Source organism: gamma proteobacterium SS-5 (assembly GCA_009497875.2).
In the GTDB taxonomy this organism is placed as follows: domain Bacteria; phylum Pseudomonadota; class Gammaproteobacteria; order Chromatiales; family Chromatiaceae; genus Magnetovirga; species Magnetovirga frankeli.
In genome coordinates this window covers 1,658,455-1,678,515 of sequence record CP032508.2, presented here as the reverse complement: position 1 = coordinate 1,678,515, position 20,061 = coordinate 1,658,455, and the positions used below count along the sequence as shown (strand labels likewise).

The following is a 20,061-nucleotide window of genomic DNA, read 5'->3' as shown; positions in this document are numbered from 1 at the left end:
GGCCCGGCGCGCCCGCACGGCATCTTCCGGCGTATCCCCCTGAAGAAAGAGGACGGAAGACAGAGGACGGAAGACAGAATTTTGCGTCGCTACGCGACAGATCAATAAACCTGGCGCAAAGCGCCTCAGTCATCTGTTTTCTGTCCTCTGACCGCATGGGGGGATGAGGCAGTGCCAAGCCCCGACAGGGCCTCGGCCTCGGCCTGGCGGGCCAGATCTCGGCGTTGCCGCTGACCGGCTACGGCGGCCAGGTCACGGCTTTCGGTCTTGGCCTGCCAGCCATCCGGGCCACGGCTGAGTTTGACCCCCAGCAGGCGGTCGGCCTGCCCCACCCAGGTCGAGCGCCGTTGCAGGGTCCAGCGCTGGCTGAGGCGATGACGCAGGCCCAGGCTGCGGGTCTCGCGGAAGCAGGCCTCCCTGACCCGCTCGGCGGCAACGGGTTCGGCCAGCACCTGGATCTGCCAGCAGGGCCGCCCCTGCTTGCCCACAGCATCCAGACGCAGCAGACTGAGCACGCCGGGCGTGCAGCGGATGCGCTCCAGGCCAATGGCCAGGTCCTCGGGGCCTTGGTCATCCAGCTCAAAGACCAGTTCCAACACCTGATCAGGCCTATAGATACCGACCCCATCGGCCCCATCGGCACCCTCCAGCAACTGTGCCTGCAGGCAGTTGGGCAGCCCCGGCAGTTGCCGGCTGCCAAAGCCATAGCCGCTGCCGCGCAGGCGGCCAGAAGGCATGGGGGCGGGGTCGAGGGCGCGCAGAATGGCCGCCCCGGTGGGGGTTACCCGCTCACCCGGCACGCCATCCTGGTGCAGCTCCATGCCCTGCAGCAGGTAGGCCGTGGCCGGTGCCGGCAGGGGCAGCCAGCCGTGTTGGCTGTTGACTCGGCCCGCGCCCAGGGGCAGGGGCCCGCAGCTACAGGTCTGGATATCCAACTGCTCCAGCAGGAAGGCGGCGCAGAGGATATCGACGATGGAATCCCAGTTGCCCAGCTCGTGAAACACCACATCATCCGGGGCCACGCCGTGCACCTGGGCCTCGGCCTCGGCCAGCAGGCGGAAGATGTCAAGGCCGCGCTGCCGCACCCCGGCGGGCAGGTCGGCCCCTTGCAGCAGGGCCTTGATCTGCCGGTAATGGCTGTGGGCGTGCCCCGCCGGGGCCTGCCCCTGCGCCTCCAGCCGCACCAGGAAATGCCGCCCATGCAGGTCGCCGCTGGCCTGCCCCAGGCCGATGCGCAACCCGGCCGGCGGCCCCAGCTGCATCAGCAGGGGGCGCAGCGAGGGAAACAGCTCCGGCCGCAGATCAAGCAAGGCGGCGCAGAACATATCGCCCGCCAGGCCGCCGATAGGATTCAGGTGTAGGTGCATGGGTTGGAGTTCCAGGGTCGGTTCAACGGAAGACAAAGGTCGCAAAGAATGGCCGGGCTGGCAAAGGTTTTATTGATTACCCGTGTATCTCAGCCATTATCTCGGCTCGACTGGCAGCGCACAGCTTGGGGTGGGAGGCCGGCTCTGCCGGGCGACCTGACAGGGCATCGCGGATCAGGCTGTACGTGCAGCTGCCAGTTCGCGCAGCAAGCTGCCCTCCCACCACAATGCCCTCGGCTGACCTGCCTGATCGGCTGAGCTTTAGTGGGTAATCAGGCAGGTTTTTTGTCCAATGGCTTTGCCCAGGCGGCCCTCTGGGTTAAGGTTCCGGTCAACGCCAGCCAATCTCAGGCCCGACCCATGAACCCCATACCCCAGGCCCTGTTACTCATCGCCACCGGTTGCAGCCATTGCCCGGTGATGCTCGACCAGCTGAGCAAGCTGCTCAAGCAGGGGCGCATCGGTCGGCTGGAGCTGATCAACATCAGCCAGCTGCCCGAGCAGGCCCAGCGCCTGGGGGTGCGCTCGGTGCCCTGGTGGCGGCTGGATGAATTCGTCTTCACCGGCGTCATGCAGCAACCGGCGCTGGAGGAGTTCGTTCAGGCCCTGAGCCAAGGCAGGGGCCATCAGGCCTATCTGCTGCATCTGCTGGGCCAGCGGCAGCTGCCCCAGGCGGTGGAACAGGTGCGCCAACGGCCCGACCTGCTGGGCGGGCTGATCCCGCTACTGGGCGACCTGCAGCGGCCCATGGCCCTGCGCATCGGCATCGGTGCCCTGATCGAGGAGATCGGCACAGACCCGGCCCTGCTTGCCGCGGCCCGTCCGCCGCTGCGGCAACTGCTCGATGCTGCCGACTCCCAGGTACGCGCCGATGCCTGTCATTATCTGGGGGTGCTGGGCGATGGCGCAGACCGGCCGCTGATCCGGCCCCTGTTGCAGGACGACAACCCCGAGGTGCGCGAGATCGCCGCCGAGACCCTGGCCTTGCTCGACGCCGACAGGCCCCGCGAGGCAAGCTGACATCAAACCACACCGCCCAGACCCCAAGGCCGCCCCCCCACCGACCCCGCAGCGGCAACCGGCTGCCGAGCAGCCCGAGCCCATGACGCAGATCCTGCGCCTGCTGCGCCAGTACTCGGGCAATGATTTCTCCCAGTACAAGAACAGCAGCCTGCAGCGGCGCGTCGAACGGCGCATGGCGGTGCATCAGCTGGACCAGATAGATGCCTATCTGCACCTGTTGCAGACCAGCCAGCAGGAGCTGGGGCTGCTGTTCAAGGAGCTTTTGATTGGCGTCACGCGCTTTTTCCGCGACCCCGAGATCTGGCAGATCCTGGCCCAGGAGGCCCTGCCGCAACTGCTCGCCGCCCACCCCCAGGGGGCCGATCTGCGTGCCTGGGTAGCGGCCTGCTCCACCGGCGAGGAGGCCTATTCCCTGGCGATCCTGTTTCAGGAGTGCCTGCATGAACTCAAGCCCGAGGGCCGCTTTCACCTGCAGATCTACGCCACCGACCTGGACCCCGAGGCCATAGAGCGCGCCCGCCGTGGGGTCTATGCCGAGGATATCGCCGCCGATGTCAGCGCCGAGCGGCTGGCGCGCTGGTTTGTCGCCGAGGAGGGCGGCGGCTACCGCATCCGCAAGGAGATCCGCGAGATGCTGGTGTTTGCCGTGCAGAACATCATCAGCGACCCGCCGTTTGGCAAGCTCGACCTGCTCAGCTGCCGCAATCTGCTGATCTACTTCGCCAGCCCATTGCAGCACAAGCTGCTGCCGCTGTTCCATTACGCCCTCAAGCCCGGCGGCCTGCTCCTGCTCGGCAACGCCGAGGCGGTGGGTCAGCACGCCGAGCTGTTCAGCCCGCTGCCCAGCCCATCGGGCAAGCAGACCCATCTGTATCGGCGGCTGAACCAACCCCTGCCCCTGACCGCGCTGCCGCTATCCCAGCCGCCCACCTATCCGCCGCTAAACGACCCGCCGCTGCCGGGGACGGAGCCCGAACACCTGGGCCAGCTCACCGATCAGCTGATCCAGCAGCAGTTCGCCCCGGCGGCGGTACTGGTAAACAGCGAGGGCGATATCCTCTACATCAGCGGCCGCACCGGCAAGTACCTGGAACCGGCCGCCGGCCGCACCAATGTCAACATCCACGCCATGGCGCGGGAGGGCCTGCGCGAAGCGCTGATCGGGGTGATCCGCAAGGCCCAGGGCCAGTCCCGGCCGATCGAACTCAAGGGCCTGCGCGTGGGCACCAACGGCGGCACCCAGATTATCGATCTGAGCGTACTGGCGCTGAGCCAACCCAAGGCCCTGAGCGGGCGCGTGCTGCTGGTGTTCAAGGACGTGGCCATGGCCCGGCGTCGGCGCGCCGGCAAACCGGCATTGGCAGAGTCCCGCAGCGCCCTGGAACAGGAGCTGATGCAGGCGCGCGAGGCCCTGCAGATCGCCCGGGAGGAGAGGCAGACCACGGTGGAGGAACTCAAATCCAGCAACGAAGAGCTGCAATCCACCAACGAGGAACTGCAATCGGCCAACGAGGAGCTGACCACCTCGCGGGAGGAGATGCAGTCGCTCAACGAGGAGTTGCAGACGCTCAACGCCGAGTTGCAGGCGCGGGTGGAGGACCTCATCAGCGTGCGCAACGACATGGCCAACCTGCTCAACAGCACCGAGATCGCCACCGTGTTTCTCGACGGCCAGATGCAGCTGCGCCGCTATACCCCGCACGCCACCCAGTTGTTCAAGCTGATCCCCAGCGATATCGGCCGCCCCCTGTCCGATCTGAACAGCGACCTGGACTACCCGCAACTGGGCGCGGACGCCAGCGAGGTCCTGCGCAGCCTGGTCTTCCAGGAAAAAGCCCTCGCCACCCACGATGGCCGCTGGTATCGTGTCCGTATCATGCCCTACCGGACCCAGGACAATCTCATCGACGGCGTCGTCATCACCTTCATCGACATCACCGCCATCAAGCAACTGGAGGCCCAACTCAGGGCCCATGAAGCCAAGCCTATTTAGGACGCAGAGTGGGCCGAGAAGCGCAAAGTGCGCAGAGTTGAAAGATGCTTTGCGTGGAACCTGAAAAACTGATCTCCGCGTCCCCAGAAAGGCAAGCCACTGATGCCAGCGCAAACACCCACCCCCAGCGAGCTGCGCCAGCAGGCCGAGGCTCGGCTGGCGGAGTGTCAGTTGCCCCCACCCCAGGATGAGGTGGATCGGCTGCGCCTGCTGCACGAGCTGCAGGTACACCAGATCGAGCTGGAGATGCAGAACGAGGCGCTCCAGCAGATCGCCGACGAGCTGCGTGAAACCCTCGCCGATCTGCGTATTGCCGCAGTTGCCTTCGAGTCCCGCGAGGGCATGATGGTGACCGACGCCCACCTGAGCATCATCCGCGTCAACTCCGCCTTCAGCCTGCTCACCGGCTACAGCGCCGAGGCAGCCATAGGCCAGACCCCCCACCTGCTCAGATCCGGCCACCACAGCGTCGAGTTTTACCAGGAGATGTGGCGCGTGCTGCACACCACCGGCTACTGGCAGGGCGAGCTGTGGAACCGGCGCAAGAACGGCGACATCTTTGTCGAATGGCTGACCATCTCCGCCGTGATGGACCTGGACAACCAGGTCAGTCACTATGTCGGCACCTTCTCCGAGATCACCCAGCACAAGGAGGCCGAGGCCAAGATCCATCGCCTGGCCTACTACGACCCCCTCACCCGGCTGCCCAATCGCGCCCTGTTTCTCGACCGCCTGCATCAGGCAATGAACAGCAGCCGCCGCAGCGGTCTGCGCGGGGCGCTGGTGTTTCTCGATCTGGACAACTTCAAGGCCCTCAACGACACCCGTGGCCACGGCGTGGGCGACCAGATGCTGATCGAGGTGGCGCGGCGCATCAAGCTCCAGGTACGCGCCGCCGACACCGTGGTGCGCCTGGGCGGCGACGAGTTCGTGGTGGTGCTGGAGAACCTGGGCAAGGACCTGGCCGAGGCCGGGATGCAGACCCGCCAGGTGGCGGAGAAGATTCGCCTCAGCCTGGCCGAGCCCTACCCGCTGGAAGGGGGTGATTTCCACAGCTCCGCCAGTATCGGCGCAAGCATGTTCTGGAACCACGATTGCAGCGTGGAAAGCCTGCTGAAACAGGCGGACATGGCCATGTACCAGGCCAAGCGTTCCGGCCGCGACCAGATCCGCTTTTTCGACCCGGCCATGCAGGCAACCCTGGACGAGCGCAGCGCGCTTGAGGCCGATCTCTACCAGGCCCTGCAGCTGGGCCAGTTCCTGCTCTATTACCAGCCCCAGGTGGACCATGCCCAGCGCATCGTCGGGGCCGAGGCCCTGCTGCGCTGGCAGCACCCCCAGCGCGGTCTGGTGCCGCCGGACCAGTTCATCCCCCTGGCCGAGGAGACCGGCCTGATCCTGCCCATCGGCCGCTGGGCGCTGGAACATGCCTGCGCCCAGCTCAAGGCCTGGAGCGCGTCACCGGCCAGCGCCCAGCTGCAACTGGCGGTGAATGTCAGCGCGCGCCAGTTCCGCCAGATCGGCTTTGCCGATGAGGTGCTGCAACTGGTGGCCGAACAGGGCGCGAACCCCAATCGGCTGAAGATCGAACTGACCGAGAGCATGATGCTGGTGGACCTGGGCGACAGCGTGGAGAAGATGCTGCGGCTGAAGCGGCGCGGCATCCGCTTCGCCCTGGACGACTTCGGCACCGGCCATTCCTCCCTGTCCTACCTCAGCCGCCTGCCGCTGGATCAGCTCAAGATCGACCGCACCTTTGTGCTGAACCTACCGCACAGCCGCAACAACGGTGCCATCGCCCAGGCCATCATCTCCATGGCCCGCAGCCTGCAACTGGAGGTGATCGCCGAGGGGGTGGAGAACGAGGCCCAACGCGCCTTCCTGCAGCAACACAACTGTCGCCTCTACCAGGGCTTCCTGTTCAGCCGCCCACTGCCACTGGAGCAGTTCGAGGCCCTGCTGGGGCGCAACAACGCCAGCATTGAGCCTGACAACTAACCGCTCAGGCCTCGGCTTCCCTCTCCCCTCACCAGTAAAACAAACTGAGGGAGTGGCCGCATTCATTCCAGCGCACTTCTTGCAGGTAAGATGAGCGCATCACTCATAGACTGTGCCTCACAGACTTTCAGGCTAAAATGACCACCGGCCCGCTACCGGACACGCCCAACGCCATGACCCAAAAGACCCCGCTCCACGCCCGCCACCTGGCCCTGGGCGCACGCATGGTGCCCTTTGCCGGCTGGCAGATGCCGCTGCACTACGGCTCTCAGCTGAGCGAGCACCTGGCGGTACGGCGCGATGCCGGGCTGTTCGATGTCTCTCACATGCGTCTGATCGACCTGTCCGGCCGCGATGCCCGGCCCTTCCTGCAAAAACTGCTGGCGAACGACGTGGCACGCCTGAAAAGGCCCGGCAAGGCGCTGTATAGCTGTATGCTGAACCCGCAAGGCGGGGTCCTGGATGACCTGATCTGCTACTTTGTCGCCAAGGATGCCTACCGGCTGGTGGTCAACGCCGCCAGCGCCGACCGGGACCTCGGCTGGATGACCCGTCAGGCCGACGGCTACCGGCTGGAACTGACCTCGCGCCGGGAGCTGGCGATGATCGCGGTGCAGGGGCCAAACGCGTGCGCCAAGGCCCTGCCCCTGCTGCCGCCGGGCCTGAGCGAGGCGGCCGGGCTTGCGCCCTTTCACGGCATTGGCCAGGGCGATTGGTTCGTCGCCCGCACCGGCTATACCGGCGAGGACGGCCTGGAGATCATGCTGCCCCAGTCCCAGGTCGAGGGGCTGTGGGAGCGCCTGCTACAGGCCGAGATCACCCCCTGCGGTCTGGGTGCGCGGGATAGCCTGCGCCTGGAGGCGGGGATGAACCTGTACGGCAACGACATGGACGAGGGCATCAGTCCGCTGGAATGCGGCCTGGCCTGGACGGTTGCCTGGCAGCCCGAGGAACGCACCTTCATCGGCCGCGAGGCCCTGCAGCGCATCGCCGATGCCCCCCAGCGACGCCATTTTACCGGCCTCCTGCTGGAGGCCAAGGGCGTGCTGCGCCAGGGCATGGCCCTGTTCAGCGGCGAGCGGCCGGTGGGCGAGATCACCTCTGGCGGTTTCTCGCCCAGCCTGCAACGCTCCATCGCCATGGCCCGGGTCAGCGCCGATGCCGGTGAGCAGATACAGGTGGATCTGCGCGGCAAACGCCTGCCCCTGCGCCGGGTAAAGCTGCCCTTTCTGCGCAACGGCAAGGCCATGTTTGATTTCTGAACCGATCCGCAGGCAGACAACGCCGGGGGGTGACAAGTCAAGCCCGGTTTGCGTACCCTGTGCACTCGTTCAGCTTCGTCCAACTCAAGTTGAACTCAACCTCAGCCAACCAACCAGGACAGCCAGATGAACCCACTGCCCAATGACCTGAAATACGCCAGCAGCCATGAATGGATCCGCAACGAGGGCGATGGCACCGCCAGCATAGGCATCACCGACCACGCCCAGGGTCAACTGGGGGATCTGGTCTATATCGAACTGCCGGAACCGGGCAGCAGGCTGGAGGCCGGCCGGGAATGCGCCGTGGTGGAATCGGTCAAGGCCGCCTCGGATATCTACAGCCCGGTCAGCGGCGAGGTAATCGCCATCAACCCGGTCCTGGCCGACAGCCCGGAGACGGTGAACGAATCCCCCTTCAACGACGGCTGGCTGCTGCGCATCCGCATGGACGACCCAACACAGCTGGAAGATCTGTTGGATGCCGAGGCCTACCTGGAGCAGCTGGATGCGTGAGCCAAACAAGGCATTCGGCCAGGGTGCTTACAGGGCAACCCAGGTCTCACAGACGACACATTCAGCACCTGCTTGACCGCCGAATCCAGCTAAACCCAGGAGACAAGCATCAACCCCCTGCCCCCCTATAGCTTCCGCGTCGAGGTCCACTCGGCGCTGCATCATCAGTTCCGCCTGTGCCTGGAAGTGCCCGAAAACGGCCTGGAGTGGACCGAGCTGCACCTGCCCAACTGGCTGCCCGGTTCCTACAAGATTCGCGATTTTGCCCGCAACATCCTCGAATTTGCCGCCTTCCAGGCCGATGCGCCCTGCCCCTGGGAGAAGCTGGACAAGCACCGCTGGCGGGTGCGCAACCGTGGGCTGGGCTTTGGCCTGGTCTATCTGGTGTATGCCTTCGATCTGTCCGTGCGCGGTGCCCATCTGGATGACAGCCATGGCTTTTTCAACGGCTCCTCGCTGTTTCTCCAGCCCTGGCCGGATGATGGCAGAGGTTATGAGGTTGATCTGATTCCTCCCAGGGATAATCTCGCAGCCAGCGCCGAGCGGGAAGATGAAACACCTCTTGAGCCACGCGGGACTCGGGACTCGGGACTCGGGACTCGAAAAGTGCCCTGGCAACTGCTCACCGGCCTGCCCGCCCTGCACACCGATGCCCAGGGTTTTGGCCGCTATGCCGCCGACAGCTACAGCCAGCTGATCGACCATCCGGTGGAGATGGGCCAGCCTGAGGTCTGCCTGTTCAGCGTTCAGGGCGTGCCCCATCGGCTAGCCGTCAGCGGCCGCCACTTTGCCGATCTCAAGGCCATCAGCCAGGCCCTGAGGGCCATCTGCACCTGCCACGTCGAGCTGTTTGGCGAGCTGCCGGTGGAGGATCAGTACCTGTTTCTGCTGCAGCTGGTCGGCCAGGGCTATGGCGGCCTGGAGCATCGCAATTCCACCAGCCTGATCTGCGCCCGCAGTGATCTGGAGAAACCGGACCCGGCTAAGCTGAGCGACAAATACCGTCAGTTTCTCGCCCTTTGCAGCCACGAATACTTTCATCTGTGGAACGGCAAGCGCATCTGCCCCCAGGCCTATCTGCAGCCGGACCTGAGCCGCGAGGTGCATTCGCAACTGCTCTGGCTGGTGGAAGGAGTGACATCCTACTACGACGAGCTGGCGCTGGTGCGCGCTGGGGTGATCCCGCTGAGCGACTACCTGGACATGCTGGCAAAGAACCTGACCCGCTATTTCCGTGGCAAGGGCCGCCAGCGCCAGAGCCTGGCGGAATCCAGTTTTGATGCCTGGACCAAGTTCTATCAGCAGGACGAGAACGCCGCCAACGCCATCGTCAGTTACTACGTCAAAGGCGGCATAGTGGTGATGCTGATCGATCTGAGCCTGCGCCGGCTCAGCGATGGCGAGTACAGTTTCGATGATGTCATGCGCCATCTCTGGCACAACTTCGGCAAGACCGGCATCGGCGTGGCCGAGCAGGCCATGGCGGGTATCATCGAACAGGCCAGCGGCATCGACCTGGCCGAGGAACTGCACCGCTGGACCCAGACCACCGCACCCCTGGAGCAGGACCTGGCGGACCTGCTGGCGGATGTGGGGGTCGGCTTCGCCCTGCGGCCACCACGTCAGCAGCAGGACCCCGGCGGGCTGCGCCCAGTCGGTTCAGGATCACCCGATTCGACTGATGCCAGCGGACCGCCCTGGCTCGGCATCGGCTTCAAACCCCATCCACAAGGGGTCGAGGTCCTGCTGGTGCACGAAGACAGCCCGGCTGCCGAGGCCGGTCTGGCGGCGGGCGATCTGCTCCTGGCCATCGACGGCCTCAGGCTCGATGCCGCCAACCTGGATCAGCAACTGTCCCGGCTGGTGACAGATCAGGCCAGTGTGCCCCTGCATCTGTTCCGCGGCGACCAACTGCTGCAGCGCAGCCTGCCCCTGCGGCCTGGCAGCCCGCAGTGCGCCGAGCTTTGGTTGCTGGCCGATGCCGACACCCATACCCAGCAACAGGAGCGCCGCCGCGCATGGCTGCACCAGAACTGATCCGCATCCTCGCCGATGGCCGCTGCCACTCCGGCCAGCGCCTGGCCGGGCAGCTGGGCCTGAGCCGCACCGCGGTGTGGAAGCAAATCCAGCGTATGCAAACCCTCTGGGGCCTGCCGGTGGAGGCGATCAAGGGCAAGGGCTATCGCCTCGGCCAGCCGCTGGATCTGCTCGACAAGGCCCAGATCCTGCGCCAGCTCAGCCCCAGGGCCACCGGTCTGCTGCAGCGCCTGGAGCTGTTCGACGAGATCGACTCCACCAACAGCCAGCTCATGGCCCGCGCCCTGTCCGGCGATAAAAGAATCAGCGCCTGCCTGGCCGAGCGCCAGACCGCCGGGCGGGGTCGGCGCGGCCGCTGCTGGCTTTCTCCCTTCGCCGCCAATCTCACCTTCTCCCTGCTCTGGCCATCGCCCCGCCCACCCCAGCAATTGGGCGGCCTGAGCCTGGCGGTGGGGGTGATGGTGGCACGGCGTCTGCGTGCCCTGGGCTTTGCCAGCGTCGGCCTGAAATGGCCCAACGATCTGCTCACCCCTCAGGGCAAGCTCGGCGGGGTGCTGATCCAGCTCAGCGGCGAGGGCGAGGGGCCGAGCAACCTGGTCATAGGCCTGGGCCTGAATGTGCGGATGCCACCGGGCTGGGGCCAGGACCTGGATCAGCCCTGGGTCGATCTGGCGGCGCTGGGCCATCCGCCGCCACGCTCCACCCTCGCCGGCCTGCTGCTTTCCGATCTGCTCGAAGGGCTGAGCCAGTACGACAGCCAGGGCCTGCAACCCTTTCTGGCCGACTGGCCGGCGCTGGATCAGCTCCAGGGCAAGCCGGTGCGTCTGCTGCGCGGTGACGACGGCCTCAGCCAGGGCATCTGCGCCGGGGTGGCCGAGGACGGTGCCCTGCTGCTGCGCACCGCCGAGGGCCTGCAGCGCCACCACAGCGGCGAGGTCTCCCTGCGTGGCGTCTGATTGCCTGCTCGTCGATCTGGGCAACAGCCGCCTGAAATGGGCCGTGCTGGAGGCCGATCAAACCAACTCACCGGGGCCGGTGCAGGCCTTCAGCCACCGTGATCTCAACCTGGTAGCCCTGCTGCAACAGCACTGGCAAGGCCTGCGGCCGGGCCGGGTGATGATCTGCAGCGTCGCCGGTGCCGAGCGCGATCAGCAACTGCGCCAGTGGATCAAGCAGGCCTGGGGCATCAGCCCCTTCTTCTTCACCAGCACCCAGCCTTACCCCGGCATGCGCAACGGCTACGCCCAGCCGGAAAGGCTCGGTAACGACCGCTGGCTGGGCTGTATTGCCGCCCATCAGCACTGCCAGGGTCCAGTCGCCCTGGTGGATGCCGGCACCGCCATCACCCTCGACCTGGTAGATGCCCAGGGCCAGCACCAGGGCGGCTGGATCATCCCTGGCCTGGCCAGCATGGGCCGCTGTCTGCTGCAGAACACCGCCATCCCGCCCACCGCGTTTATCGGCAGCAGGCTAGAGCCCGGCACGGACACCGCCAACGCCATCGGCCAGGGTGCCCTGCTCGCCTGTCTGGGGGCGATAGAATTGGTCGCCCAGCGCCATGCCCCCGGTCACAGCTGGCTGCTCACCGGCGGCGATGCCGAACAGATCGCGCCCCTGCTCGGCTTCGACCATCAACGCATCGACCACCTGCTGCTCCAGGGCCTGGCCCTCATCGCCCAACAGCAAGGCAGGGGTGTCGGCCCATGAGCAAGGTCCTGGTAGTGCTCTTGCTGATGCTCAACCTCGGGCTGTTCCTGCTCATCCAGCAGCAGCGACAGGGTCAAGGGGCAGAACCCATCCCCGGCGGCGATATACTGCTCTATGCCGAACGGCCCACCCCGGCACCGGCATCGGCCCTGACCGCACGCGAGTTGGAGCCTGAGCCTGAACCTGGGCCTGAACCTGAACTCGTCCCAGACCCAGAACCTCTATCCGACCCAGCACCCGCCGAGCCAGCCGCGTCATCCGCACAAGGCTACTGCTACAGCTACGGCCCCCTAACCAGCCAACTGACCGCCGTCGGCCTCATGGCCCGCCTCAAGGAGATCTCAGCCCAACCCCAGATCCGCGAAACCCCAGCCGGAACCCGCTACTGGCTGCTGCAACAAGGCGAGGCCGGGGCCAGCCCGCCAGAAACCCGCCTGATCCTGCAAGGAAAATACAAAGGCCAGCAACTGCTGGAGATACTCGACACCGAAACGCAGGCCAAACAGCGCCAAGCCCAGCGCCCGCCTGGCAAACCAGCGCAAATCCAGGCCCAAACCAACGCCAACCCCACCTACTGGCTCGACTTCCCCAGCAAGCAACCCAAGCTCAACCTGCAAGCCCTGGGCCTGGACCACCCCCAACGCCAACTCATACGTGCCAGCCAATGCCCCCAGCCCCAGGAGCAACAAGAGCAACGAAGCCCCGTGCAATAGCCCCAAGGCTAGGTTAAAATCCCCAGCCTTGCCGGCGTAGCTCAGTTGGTAGAGCAACTGATTTGTAATCAGTAGGTCGCGGGTTCGACTCCTGTCGCCGGCTCCATAAAATCAATAACTTAGGCGCGTTTCAGTTCAGCCGCTCATTTTTGAGTCACCAATGAGTCACCAAATAAAAGTAGGAAATTACGGTGACACGTTACCATTTACCCATTTCCCCACGTATCATCGTGCCCGGCCCCCTCGAAGAAGAATGACCCGAGACAACTAAAATTAGTGTAATTGGTAAAGTGTCACCGTAATTCCTTAGTGCAATTGGTAAAGTGTCACCGTAATTGCGGTATCGCCAAGGCAACCCTTAAGGGCGCTTGTCGAGTCTGGCGCGATAGGTGAGGTGGACGGGAAATCCCGTTAAACAGCGATAAACCCTGACAACTTGGATGCCTTTACATCAAAGGTTGCTGTCGCTTCACAGCCAAGTTGTCGATTATTCGCACCGATCAGGCAGTCAGCAAAATCTGCAGTTGTCTCTTTCCAGAGGAAAAGAGCGACTTCGATGGTTGATTCATTCTCGAATCGAACATCAGTTGAATCGAGCAAACTCGAAACGGTTTCAATAATCACATGCTTTGGCACTCTGTAGCGACTTCGTAAAACCCATTCGGTTTCCAAGAGGACCAACTGGCAAACGAAAACGTACCGCCCTTGTGCGACCTCACGTTTGATCAGATGGCTTGCCTTCTGAAATTGAATCTCATCATCCCGCACTAGAAAGCGTACAAGGACGTTGGTATCTATACCCAGCATTACAGAGATAGTTGTTCTATAGGGATGGCCTTACGGCCCTTTTTGTGTAAGGTGCCAGCCAATTCAGTGACACTCTTTGACTTTACGCGCATTACAACAGTGTTGTCCGGCATCAACGTGAACGTCATCCGGTCTCCAGCCTTCATGGAAAGACTATCTCGAATTTCTTTGGGAATTGTTGTTCGGCCTTTGCTTGTAAGTGTGGCGTCGTTTGACATTGCCGTCTCCTTCTATATCCTTACGTTAGACAGTATAGTAAGGAGTTTGGATGCTGGCAATATTTGTGATGGGCAAAAAAAGGCCCGCTGGGAATTACGGTGGAATTACGGTGACACGTTACCATTTACCCAATTCCCCACGTATCATCGTGCCCGGCCCCCTTCGAAGAAGAATTACCCGAGACAACTAAAATTAGTGTAATTGGTAAAGTGTCACCGTAATTCCAATATCAGAATCACCAATCTTTATCCAATTCAGTCCGCTGGACTCTTCTGTGAGGTAATCCTTGATTGGTCTTGGCGATCCACCACGTTCGATGATCGCAACATTGCCGAAAATAACCCACTCCCACCCCTCCGGCAGCGCAAACGGCTTCTCCTCCTCACTGATCGGCGGTAAGGGCTTGGGCTTCCTGATCTTGCCCTCGGCCACCAGTTTGGCCTTCTCCGCCTCGATCCGCTTCAGCAGCTCGCTGGCCGGTTCGTCGTTGGGGTCTTGGGGCACCAGCTTGCCTTGCACGGCGAGCTGGAGGATGGTCTGGCGCAGGGCTTGGACGGCTTCGGGGGTGGTGTAGAGGGGGTTGAAGTGGTCGCGGATGCGCTGCCATGCCCTGTGCGTTTGGGTGCTGTCGGTGGCCTCGGTGAGTGGGTGGTGGATGGCGCGGATGAGTTGCCGGTGGGTGGTGTCGCGGGCGTTACGTTCGGCATCGAGCTGGTCGCAGAGGGCCATGAGTTCATCGATCTTGGCGACGATGCGGTGTTGTTCTGAGATGGGAGCTAACGGAAATAGCCCTGAGAAAAATTGGCCGTCGTTGACAGCAGGGTATGCAATGCCAGTTTGTACAGATTCAACATAGGTGATAAATACAGGGCTTCTCAGGTACCAATAAAGGAAACGGCTATTCAATCCGCAAAGTGGATGCAGGATAGCAAATGCAGTGCTAGCAATTGGTTCGGTCGGAAATTCCCGATTAACAACAGTAATATTCAAGAGATACGGCCTTACCGTGGAGTAAATTACTGTGCCAACCTTTACCTTCTTTCTCGCCCTTGAAGGAGCTTCATCTGCCTGAAGTTGTGTAGGTTCTGCAATTAGGCCCTTTGAGTTATCAATTGCCGAAACATCAATATAAGTAAATGGTGCCTGCCGGGGAATCAGAATTCCTTTTAAAAATCATACCGCTAAGCTATAATATGGGGGTTGAAGAATTCCCAGGCTTGCACCAAAAAGCCACACAACAGACCGCTAAGTTATTGATTCTTCGTTCCCCGACCTCGGGCGTAGCGCTCAGGTTCAAAATCTTCGCCAGGTGAAATTATGCGACAGGTCAAAAATCCGCAACCTCACTTTGGACAAGTGGCCATTGGCGACATCGTCCTCGATCCCAAATCTCGGGATGACATCCCCCAGCTGTTGCGCGGCCTACAGTACATCTACACCACACCCCAGCTGCGTGACGAGGTATTCGCCATCCTCAGCCAGGTCGTGCCCCGAGACGACAAGGGCAAGCCCGTATCCAGCGACACCGGCCGCCCGGGTCTGGATCAGTGGTCGATCCTGGTGCTGGGGGTTTTGCGCCTGGCCATCAACGCCGATTACGATCGGGTGCATGAGCTGGCCAACCAGCACAAGACCGTGCGCCTGTTCCTCGGCCACAGCGGCTGGGCCGCAGAGACAGAATACAGCCTCGGTCAATTACAGGACAACCTGCGCCTGTTTACCCCTGAGATACTGAATCAGATCAATCAGGCCGTAGTTCGATACGGGCATGAATTGGTTAAAAAAAACGGCGCTGATGAGCCCCTTTCACCGGAACTCATGGCCCGTTGCGACTCCTTCGTGGTGAAGACCCATGTGCACTTCCCCACCGACATCGGTCTGCTGTGGGATGCGGTGCGCAAGATCCTGCACGGTGGTCAGGCACTGGCCAAGGCCCTGAAGGTCAAGGGCTGGCGTCAGGCCCGCCATAACCAGCAGGCCTTCAAACGTCAATGCCACAAGCTACAGAAGCTGCGTAAAAGCAAGAAGGCCGATGCCGAGCAGGTCGAGCTGGCAACCCAGCGCCTGATCCTGCTCGCCCTATCCCACATCAGCCGTGCCCAAGCCCTGCTGGAAGCCGCACAGACGCTGGATGACCGGCTGGTTGAACAGCTCCAGCAATGGCGCGATTACGCACAACTGTTCGCCGATCAGATCCACCGGCGCTGCATCCTGGGCGAAGACATCCCCCATGACGAAAAGATCTTCTCCATCTTCCAGTCCCATACCGAATGGATCAGCAAGGGCAAGGCCGGGGTCCCACAAGGGCTGGGGCTACGCGTGCACATCGTCGAAGACCAGCACCAATTCATTCTGCACCACCGGGTAGCGCGTCAGCAGACCGACGAAAAGCTCGCCATCGAACTGGTGCGCGAGACCAAGCAGGCCTTCCCCAACCTACAAGGGGTCAGCTTTGACAAGGGCTATCACTCCCCGGAAAACCAGCGGGAGCTGCCCCGGATCGTCCCCCAGGTCACCCTGCCCAAGAAGGGCCGCCGCAACGCCAGTGAGCAAGAGCGCGAACAAAGCCCCACCTTCCAACAGCAGCGCCGACAGCACAGCGCCGTGGAATCCGCCATCAACGGCCTCGAGCAGGGCGGTCTCGACCGCTGCCGGGATCACGGCATTGATGGCTTCGAGCGCTATGTCGCCCTGGCCGTACTGGCCCGCAACATCAAGCGCATCGGTGTGCTGCTGCGCCAAGCGGAAAAGGCCGAGGCAGACCGCAAGCGCGGGCCTTACAAAAAACGCACGGCCTAACACCCAGGCATTCGGTGTTGCTAAACAGGCCCCAGGGATTGGTCTGCCTGGCAGCCGATCAGATGGGGCTGTTGGGCGGTAAAAATGTCTGGCATCGCTGAGCGACAGCAATAACTACAAATATCTAGATAGCAATTATGGCATTTTCTGGCCGACCGGCTTCGGGTCGGGGTGGGGCTGAGCAAATTTTTTGAGTTTTCCAGCGAGCACTAAATGGCTGATCTGGTACCTTTTGTCCCCAGTCTCTACCAATTTGGGAAAGCCTCACCCACTCCCACCCCTCCGGCAGCGCAAACGGCTTCTCCTCCTCACTGATCGGCGGTAAGGGCTTGGGCTTCCTGATCTTGCCCTCGGCCACCAGCCTGGCCTTTTCGGCCTGAATCCGTTTCAGCAGCTCACTGGCCGGTTCGTCGTTGGGGTCTTGGGCCACCAGCTTGCCCTGCACCGCCAGTTGCAGGATCAGCTCACGGAGCTTCTGGATGCCGTTGGGGGCGTCGAGGAATGGGCCGAAGTGGTGGAGGAATTGGGTTTTAGTCATGGCCGCACCCCCTCACCCCAACCCCTCTCCCCAAAGGGGAGAGGGGCTATTGATTCTGGCTGTTGTACTTCAGTCCCTGGTTCCCCAAAGGGGAGAGGGGCTATTGATTCTGGCTGTTGTACTTCAGTCCCTGGTTCCCCAAAGGGGCGAGGGGCTATTGATTCTGGCTGTTGTATTTCAGTCCTTGATTCCCCAAAGGGGCGAGGGGCTATTGATTCTGGCTGTTGTATTTCAGTCCTTGATTCCCCAAAGGGGCGAGGGGCTAATGGATCACTCTTGGCCACTGGGGCGTCGCTCCTGCTCCCTTCTCCCCTTGGGGAGAAGGGTTGGGGATGAGGGGGGGCGAAGCTTCTGGAGTTCGACGCCAATTCCTGACACTGAAACAGGATGGCTTCCAGCACCGATTCAGTCTGTTGCAAAGTATCATTGTCCCAATAGCGCAGGACCTTCAGGCCCTGCATCTCCAGATAGCGGCTTCGCGCATCATCGTAGGCTTGTTGTTCCATGTGTTGAGAGCCATCCAGTTCAATCACTAGCTTGAGTTCTTTACAGAGAAAATCGAGGATGTAGGGGCCGACGGGTACCTGACGCCGAAATTTATAACCGCCAAGGGCGCGGTTTCTCAGCCGCTGCCATAATTTCTGTTCGGCATCAGTCGCGGCATGGCGCATGGTACGGGCGTATTCTTGCAGCTTGGGGTTGGGCTCGTGCATCATTTTCTCTCCTCAATCCCTCGGCTCAGGCTCCATGCCTTACTCTTGGCAACTGCTCCTGTGTTGCTCTACCTTCCCAGGTCCTGTAGGTCGTACACCCTGCTTCCCTGCAGTCGTCTCACCAGTAGTGCGTGGGGCTTTTGCGGCGGATTGCTGCGGCAAGTCGTTCCATGCTTCATCGTCGAGGTTGTCCCAGACTTGCTGCATACTGAGCTGCTGGGTCAGTCTCAGGCTGTTTTGCCATTCCGATTCAATGGCCCGAGCCTGCTTTTGTGCAGTGTTGCTCATGTTCATTCTCCCAGCGCTTGATGCAGTTGCTGTTTGAGCTGTTCCTGTAGCTCGGCGATCTGTCGCTGATGCTGATTATAGTCGGCCAGCAGTTGGTCGGGGTCGCCGGGGCCGTCGTCTGGCTTGTTGGGGTTTTTGATGTCGAGGTTGTAGTTGTTGGCCTTGATGGCGTCGATGCCGACGCGCCAGGCCTGTTCGGTTTCCTTGCGGTCCGTCCACCAGGCCTTCTCCGGTTCGAACTCCTCGATGCGCATGGGCTTGGTTTTGGAGTAGGACTTGTAGCCTTGCGGGTAGGGGTGCTCGTAGTACCAGATTTCTCCGGTTGGCTCGCCCTTGGTGAAGAACAGCAGGTTGGTCTTGATGCCGGTGTAGGGGTTGAAGACGCCGTTGGGCAGGCGGACGATGCTGTGCAGGTTGCACTCGGTCAGCAGCTTTTCCTTGATGCGGGTCTTGATGCCTTCGCCGAAGAGGAAGCCGTCAGGCAGGACCATGGCGGCGCGGCCCTTGTGTTTCAAGCGGCGCATGATCAGCACCAGAAACAGGTCGGCGGTCTCGCGGGTGCTGAAGCTGCCGAAGTTCTTTTCGATACCGTCCTCTTCCATGCCACCGAAGGGCGGGTTGGTGAGGATGACGTCCACCTCGTCCTGCGGGCCGTAGTCACGCAGGGGCCGGGTGAGGGCGTTGTCGTGGACCACCTGGCTGGGCACTTCGATGCCGTGCAGCAGCATGTTGGTGGTGCAGAGCAGGTGCGGCAGCTGCTTCTTTTCGATGCCGTGGATGGCGCTCTGGAGCTGGTCGCGGTGTTCCAGGCTCTGCACATGGTGGTTGCGCAGGTGCTCGATGGCGCAGGCAAGAAAGCCACCGGTGCCGCAGGCCGGGTCGAGTATCTGCTCGGCGAGCTGGGGGTCGATCTGATCGACCATGAATTGGGTGACGGCGCGGGGGGGATGTAGAACTCTCCGACGTTACCGGCATTTTGCAGGTCCTTGAGGATTTTCTCGTAGATGTCGTTGAAGGTGTGGCGGTCGGCGCTGCGGTTGAAGTCGATCTCGTTGAGCTTGTTGATGACCTGACGCAGCAGGGTGCCGTTCTTCATGTAGTTGTAGGCATCTTCGAACACGCTTTGGACGACGCAGGCGCGCGGGCTTTTGTTGCGCAGGCTGAGGGTTTTGAGTGCATCGAACAGGTCGTTGTTGACGAAGTCGAGCAGGCTGTCGCCGGTGATGCCTTCGGGGTCGGTGGCCCAGTGGGTCCAGCGCAGCTGCTCGGGGATGGGGGATTGGTAGTCGTCGTAGGTGAGTTCCAGCTCCTGCTCTTGGTCATCGAAGATCTTGAGGAACAGCAGCCAGCCGAGCTGGCCAAGGCGCTGGGCATCGCCATCGACCCCGGCGTCCTTGCGCATGATGTCCTGGATGGATTTTATGGTGGTGGTGATGCTCATGCTTGCAACAATTCCAAGGGTGTGTGGCGACTGAGCACAACAAAATCTCTGTCGTTATGCAGCAACTGGCTACGGTAATGGATGGCCGTGGCGGCGATGATGCAATCGTTGGTTTTGCGAATGGTTTGACCTTGCTTGCGCAGTGTCCGGTAGATGTCGGCGGCACCTATGAACACCGGCTGCTCCATCGGTAGCAGGATGAGGGAACTGAAGTGGTCCTTGACCTGCCTGTATCGCGTGTCGTTGCGGATGCCTTGCAGGGTTTCGGTCAGGATGATGCCGCAGATGGCAAGGTCCCTACGGTTGCGGATGGCTTGCTCCAGCTGTTGGACATGCGGTGCGTCCTGCCCCCTGAAGAAGTCGATCCAGACGCTGCTGTCCACCAGTATCAAGCCCAATCCTCCGGCGTTTGGCTGATGCGCATGGTATCCAAGTCACCTTCCCAGTTGACCTTGCCCTTTAGCTCCAGCAGTTTCATCTGCTGCTGATGGCGCACTAGCTCGCGCAGGGCATAGTCAACCAATTCGCGCCGAGTCTTCAGGCCGGTCATGCGCAGGGCGGTTTGCACCAGCTCGGTATTGAGGACGATGTTGGTTCGCGTGGTGTTCTGGTGGGTCTGTTGTGTCATGGCTAGCCCCTTTGG

17 protein-coding genes, 1 tRNA gene and 2 pseudogenes are annotated in these 20,061 nt (G+C 62.2%); 11 read left to right on the top strand and 9 right to left on the bottom strand.

Annotation, left to right across the window (positions count from 1 at the left end; genetic code table 11):
• Nucleotides 1-125: 125 nt before the first annotated feature.
• Nucleotides 126-1,367: a LarC family nickel insertion protein gene (locus tag D5125_13105; GenBank protein QFY90342.1), complete on the bottom strand. Its 1,242-nt coding sequence runs from the start codon at nucleotides 1,365-1,367 to the stop codon at nucleotides 126-128.
• Nucleotides 1,368-1,727: 360 nt separating this feature from the next.
• Here D5125_13105 and D5125_13100 point away from each other — a divergent pair, with 360 nt between their 5' ends.
• The 10 genes from D5125_13100 to D5125_13055 all read left to right on the top strand — a co-directional run bounded on the left by D5125_13100 (nucleotide 1,728) and on the right by D5125_13055 (nucleotide 12,719).
• The gene (locus D5125_13100) at nucleotides 1,728-2,387 is read left to right on the top strand and encodes a HEAT repeat domain-containing protein (GenBank protein ID QFY90341.2); all 660 of its coding nucleotides are present in this window, start codon (nucleotides 1,728-1,730) and stop codon (nucleotides 2,385-2,387) included.
• Between the two features lie 82 nt (nucleotides 2,388-2,469).
• Complete coding sequence (locus D5125_13095; GenBank protein ID QFY90340.1) at nucleotides 2,470-4,383, top strand: PAS domain-containing protein; 1,914 nt, start codon at nucleotides 2,470-2,472, stop codon at nucleotides 4,381-4,383.
• Between the two features lie 102 nt (nucleotides 4,384-4,485).
• Entirely contained in the window at nucleotides 4,486-6,381 is a 1,896-nt protein-coding gene (locus tag D5125_13090) for an EAL domain-containing protein (GenBank protein ID QFY90339.1), read from the top strand.
• A 173-nt stretch (nucleotides 6,382-6,554) separates the two neighbouring features.
• The gene (gene gcvT, locus D5125_13085) at nucleotides 6,555-7,643 is read left to right on the top strand and encodes a glycine cleavage system aminomethyltransferase GcvT (protein ID QFY91159.1); all 1,089 of its coding nucleotides are present in this window, start codon (nucleotides 6,555-6,557) and stop codon (nucleotides 7,641-7,643) included.
• 126 nt (nucleotides 7,644-7,769) lie between these two features.
• Nucleotides 7,770-8,156 carry a glycine cleavage system protein GcvH gene (gcvH, locus tag D5125_13080; GenBank protein QFY90338.1) on the top strand — a complete coding sequence of 129 codons (387 nt, stop codon included), beginning with the start codon at nucleotides 7,770-7,772 and terminating at the stop codon, nucleotides 8,154-8,156.
• Nucleotides 8,157-8,342: 186 nt separating this feature from the next.
• A complete protein-coding gene (locus tag D5125_13075; protein QFY90337.1) occupies nucleotides 8,343-10,193 on the top strand; it encodes a M61 family metallopeptidase in 1,851 nt (616 codons plus the stop codon).
• Entirely contained in the window at nucleotides 10,175-11,149 is a 975-nt protein-coding gene (locus D5125_13070) for a biotin--[acetyl-CoA-carboxylase] ligase (protein ID QFY90336.1), read from the top strand. Before D5125_13075 ends, D5125_13070 begins: the two co-directional genes overlap by 19 nt.
• Entirely contained in the window at nucleotides 11,139-11,900 is a 762-nt protein-coding gene (locus D5125_13065; GenBank protein ID QFY90335.2) for a type III pantothenate kinase, read from the top strand. The genes D5125_13070 and D5125_13065 overlap by 11 nt, the downstream gene beginning before the upstream one ends.
• The gene (locus D5125_17135; protein ID QPB72255.1) at nucleotides 11,897-12,613 is read left to right on the top strand and encodes a hypothetical protein; all 717 of its coding nucleotides are present in this window, start codon (nucleotides 11,897-11,899) and stop codon (nucleotides 12,611-12,613) included. Before D5125_13065 ends, D5125_17135 begins: the two co-directional genes overlap by 4 nt.
• 30 nt (nucleotides 12,614-12,643) lie before the next feature.
• A tRNA-Thr gene (locus D5125_13055) sits at nucleotides 12,644-12,719 on the top strand.
• Nucleotides 12,720-13,024: 305 nt separating this feature from the next.
• On the opposite strand, the gene D5125_13050 is transcribed toward D5125_13055, so the two are convergent.
• From D5125_13050 to D5125_13040, 3 genes are all read right to left on the bottom strand, one after another.
• Complete coding sequence (locus D5125_13050; GenBank protein ID QFY90334.1) at nucleotides 13,025-13,420, bottom strand: type II toxin-antitoxin system VapC family toxin; 396 nt, start codon at nucleotides 13,418-13,420, stop codon at nucleotides 13,025-13,027.
• On the bottom strand, nucleotides 13,420-13,638 hold the full coding sequence (locus D5125_13045; protein ID QFY90333.1) for a type II toxin-antitoxin system PrlF family antitoxin: 219 nt from the start codon (nucleotides 13,636-13,638) through the stop codon (nucleotides 13,420-13,422). The genes D5125_13050 and D5125_13045 overlap by 1 nt, the downstream gene beginning before the upstream one ends.
• A gap of 193 nt (nucleotides 13,639-13,831) precedes the next feature.
• On the bottom strand, nucleotides 13,832-14,629 hold the full coding sequence (locus D5125_13040; protein QFY90332.2) for a hypothetical protein: 798 nt from the start codon (nucleotides 14,627-14,629) through the stop codon (nucleotides 13,832-13,834).
• A gap of 327 nt (nucleotides 14,630-14,956) precedes the next feature.
• Between D5125_13040 and D5125_13035 the strand changes: the two genes are divergently transcribed.
• A complete protein-coding gene (locus D5125_13035) occupies nucleotides 14,957-16,438 on the top strand; it encodes an ISNCY family transposase (protein QFY90331.1) in 1,482 nt (493 codons plus the stop codon).
• 208 nt (nucleotides 16,439-16,646) lie between these two features.
• Here the strand turns inward: D5125_13035 and D5125_13030 are convergent.
• The 5 genes and pseudogenes from D5125_13030 to D5125_13005 form a co-directional block, all read right to left on the bottom strand.
• Nucleotides 16,647-16,922: pseudogene (locus D5125_13030) on the bottom strand (restriction endonuclease subunit S).
• A gap of 50 nt (nucleotides 16,923-16,972) precedes the next feature.
• Nucleotides 16,973-17,692 (bottom strand): endonuclease domain-containing protein, encoded by a 720-nt coding sequence (locus D5125_13025; GenBank protein QFY90330.1) that lies wholly within the window; start codon nucleotides 17,690-17,692, stop codon nucleotides 16,973-16,975.
• Nucleotides 17,693-17,979: 287 nt separating this feature from the next.
• Nucleotides 17,980-19,418, bottom strand: a pseudogene (locus D5125_13015) (SAM-dependent DNA methyltransferase).
• Nucleotides 19,415-19,810 (bottom strand): PIN domain nuclease, encoded by a 396-nt coding sequence (locus tag D5125_13010; GenBank protein ID QFY90328.1) that lies wholly within the window; start codon nucleotides 19,808-19,810, stop codon nucleotides 19,415-19,417. Before D5125_13010 ends, D5125_13015 begins: the two are co-directional and overlap by 4 nt.
• A complete protein-coding gene (locus D5125_13005) occupies nucleotides 19,807-20,046 on the bottom strand; it encodes a type II toxin-antitoxin system VapB family antitoxin (protein QFY90327.1) in 240 nt (79 codons plus the stop codon). The genes D5125_13010 and D5125_13005 overlap by 4 nt, the downstream gene beginning before the upstream one ends.
• Nucleotides 20,047-20,061: the final 15 nt, after the last annotated feature.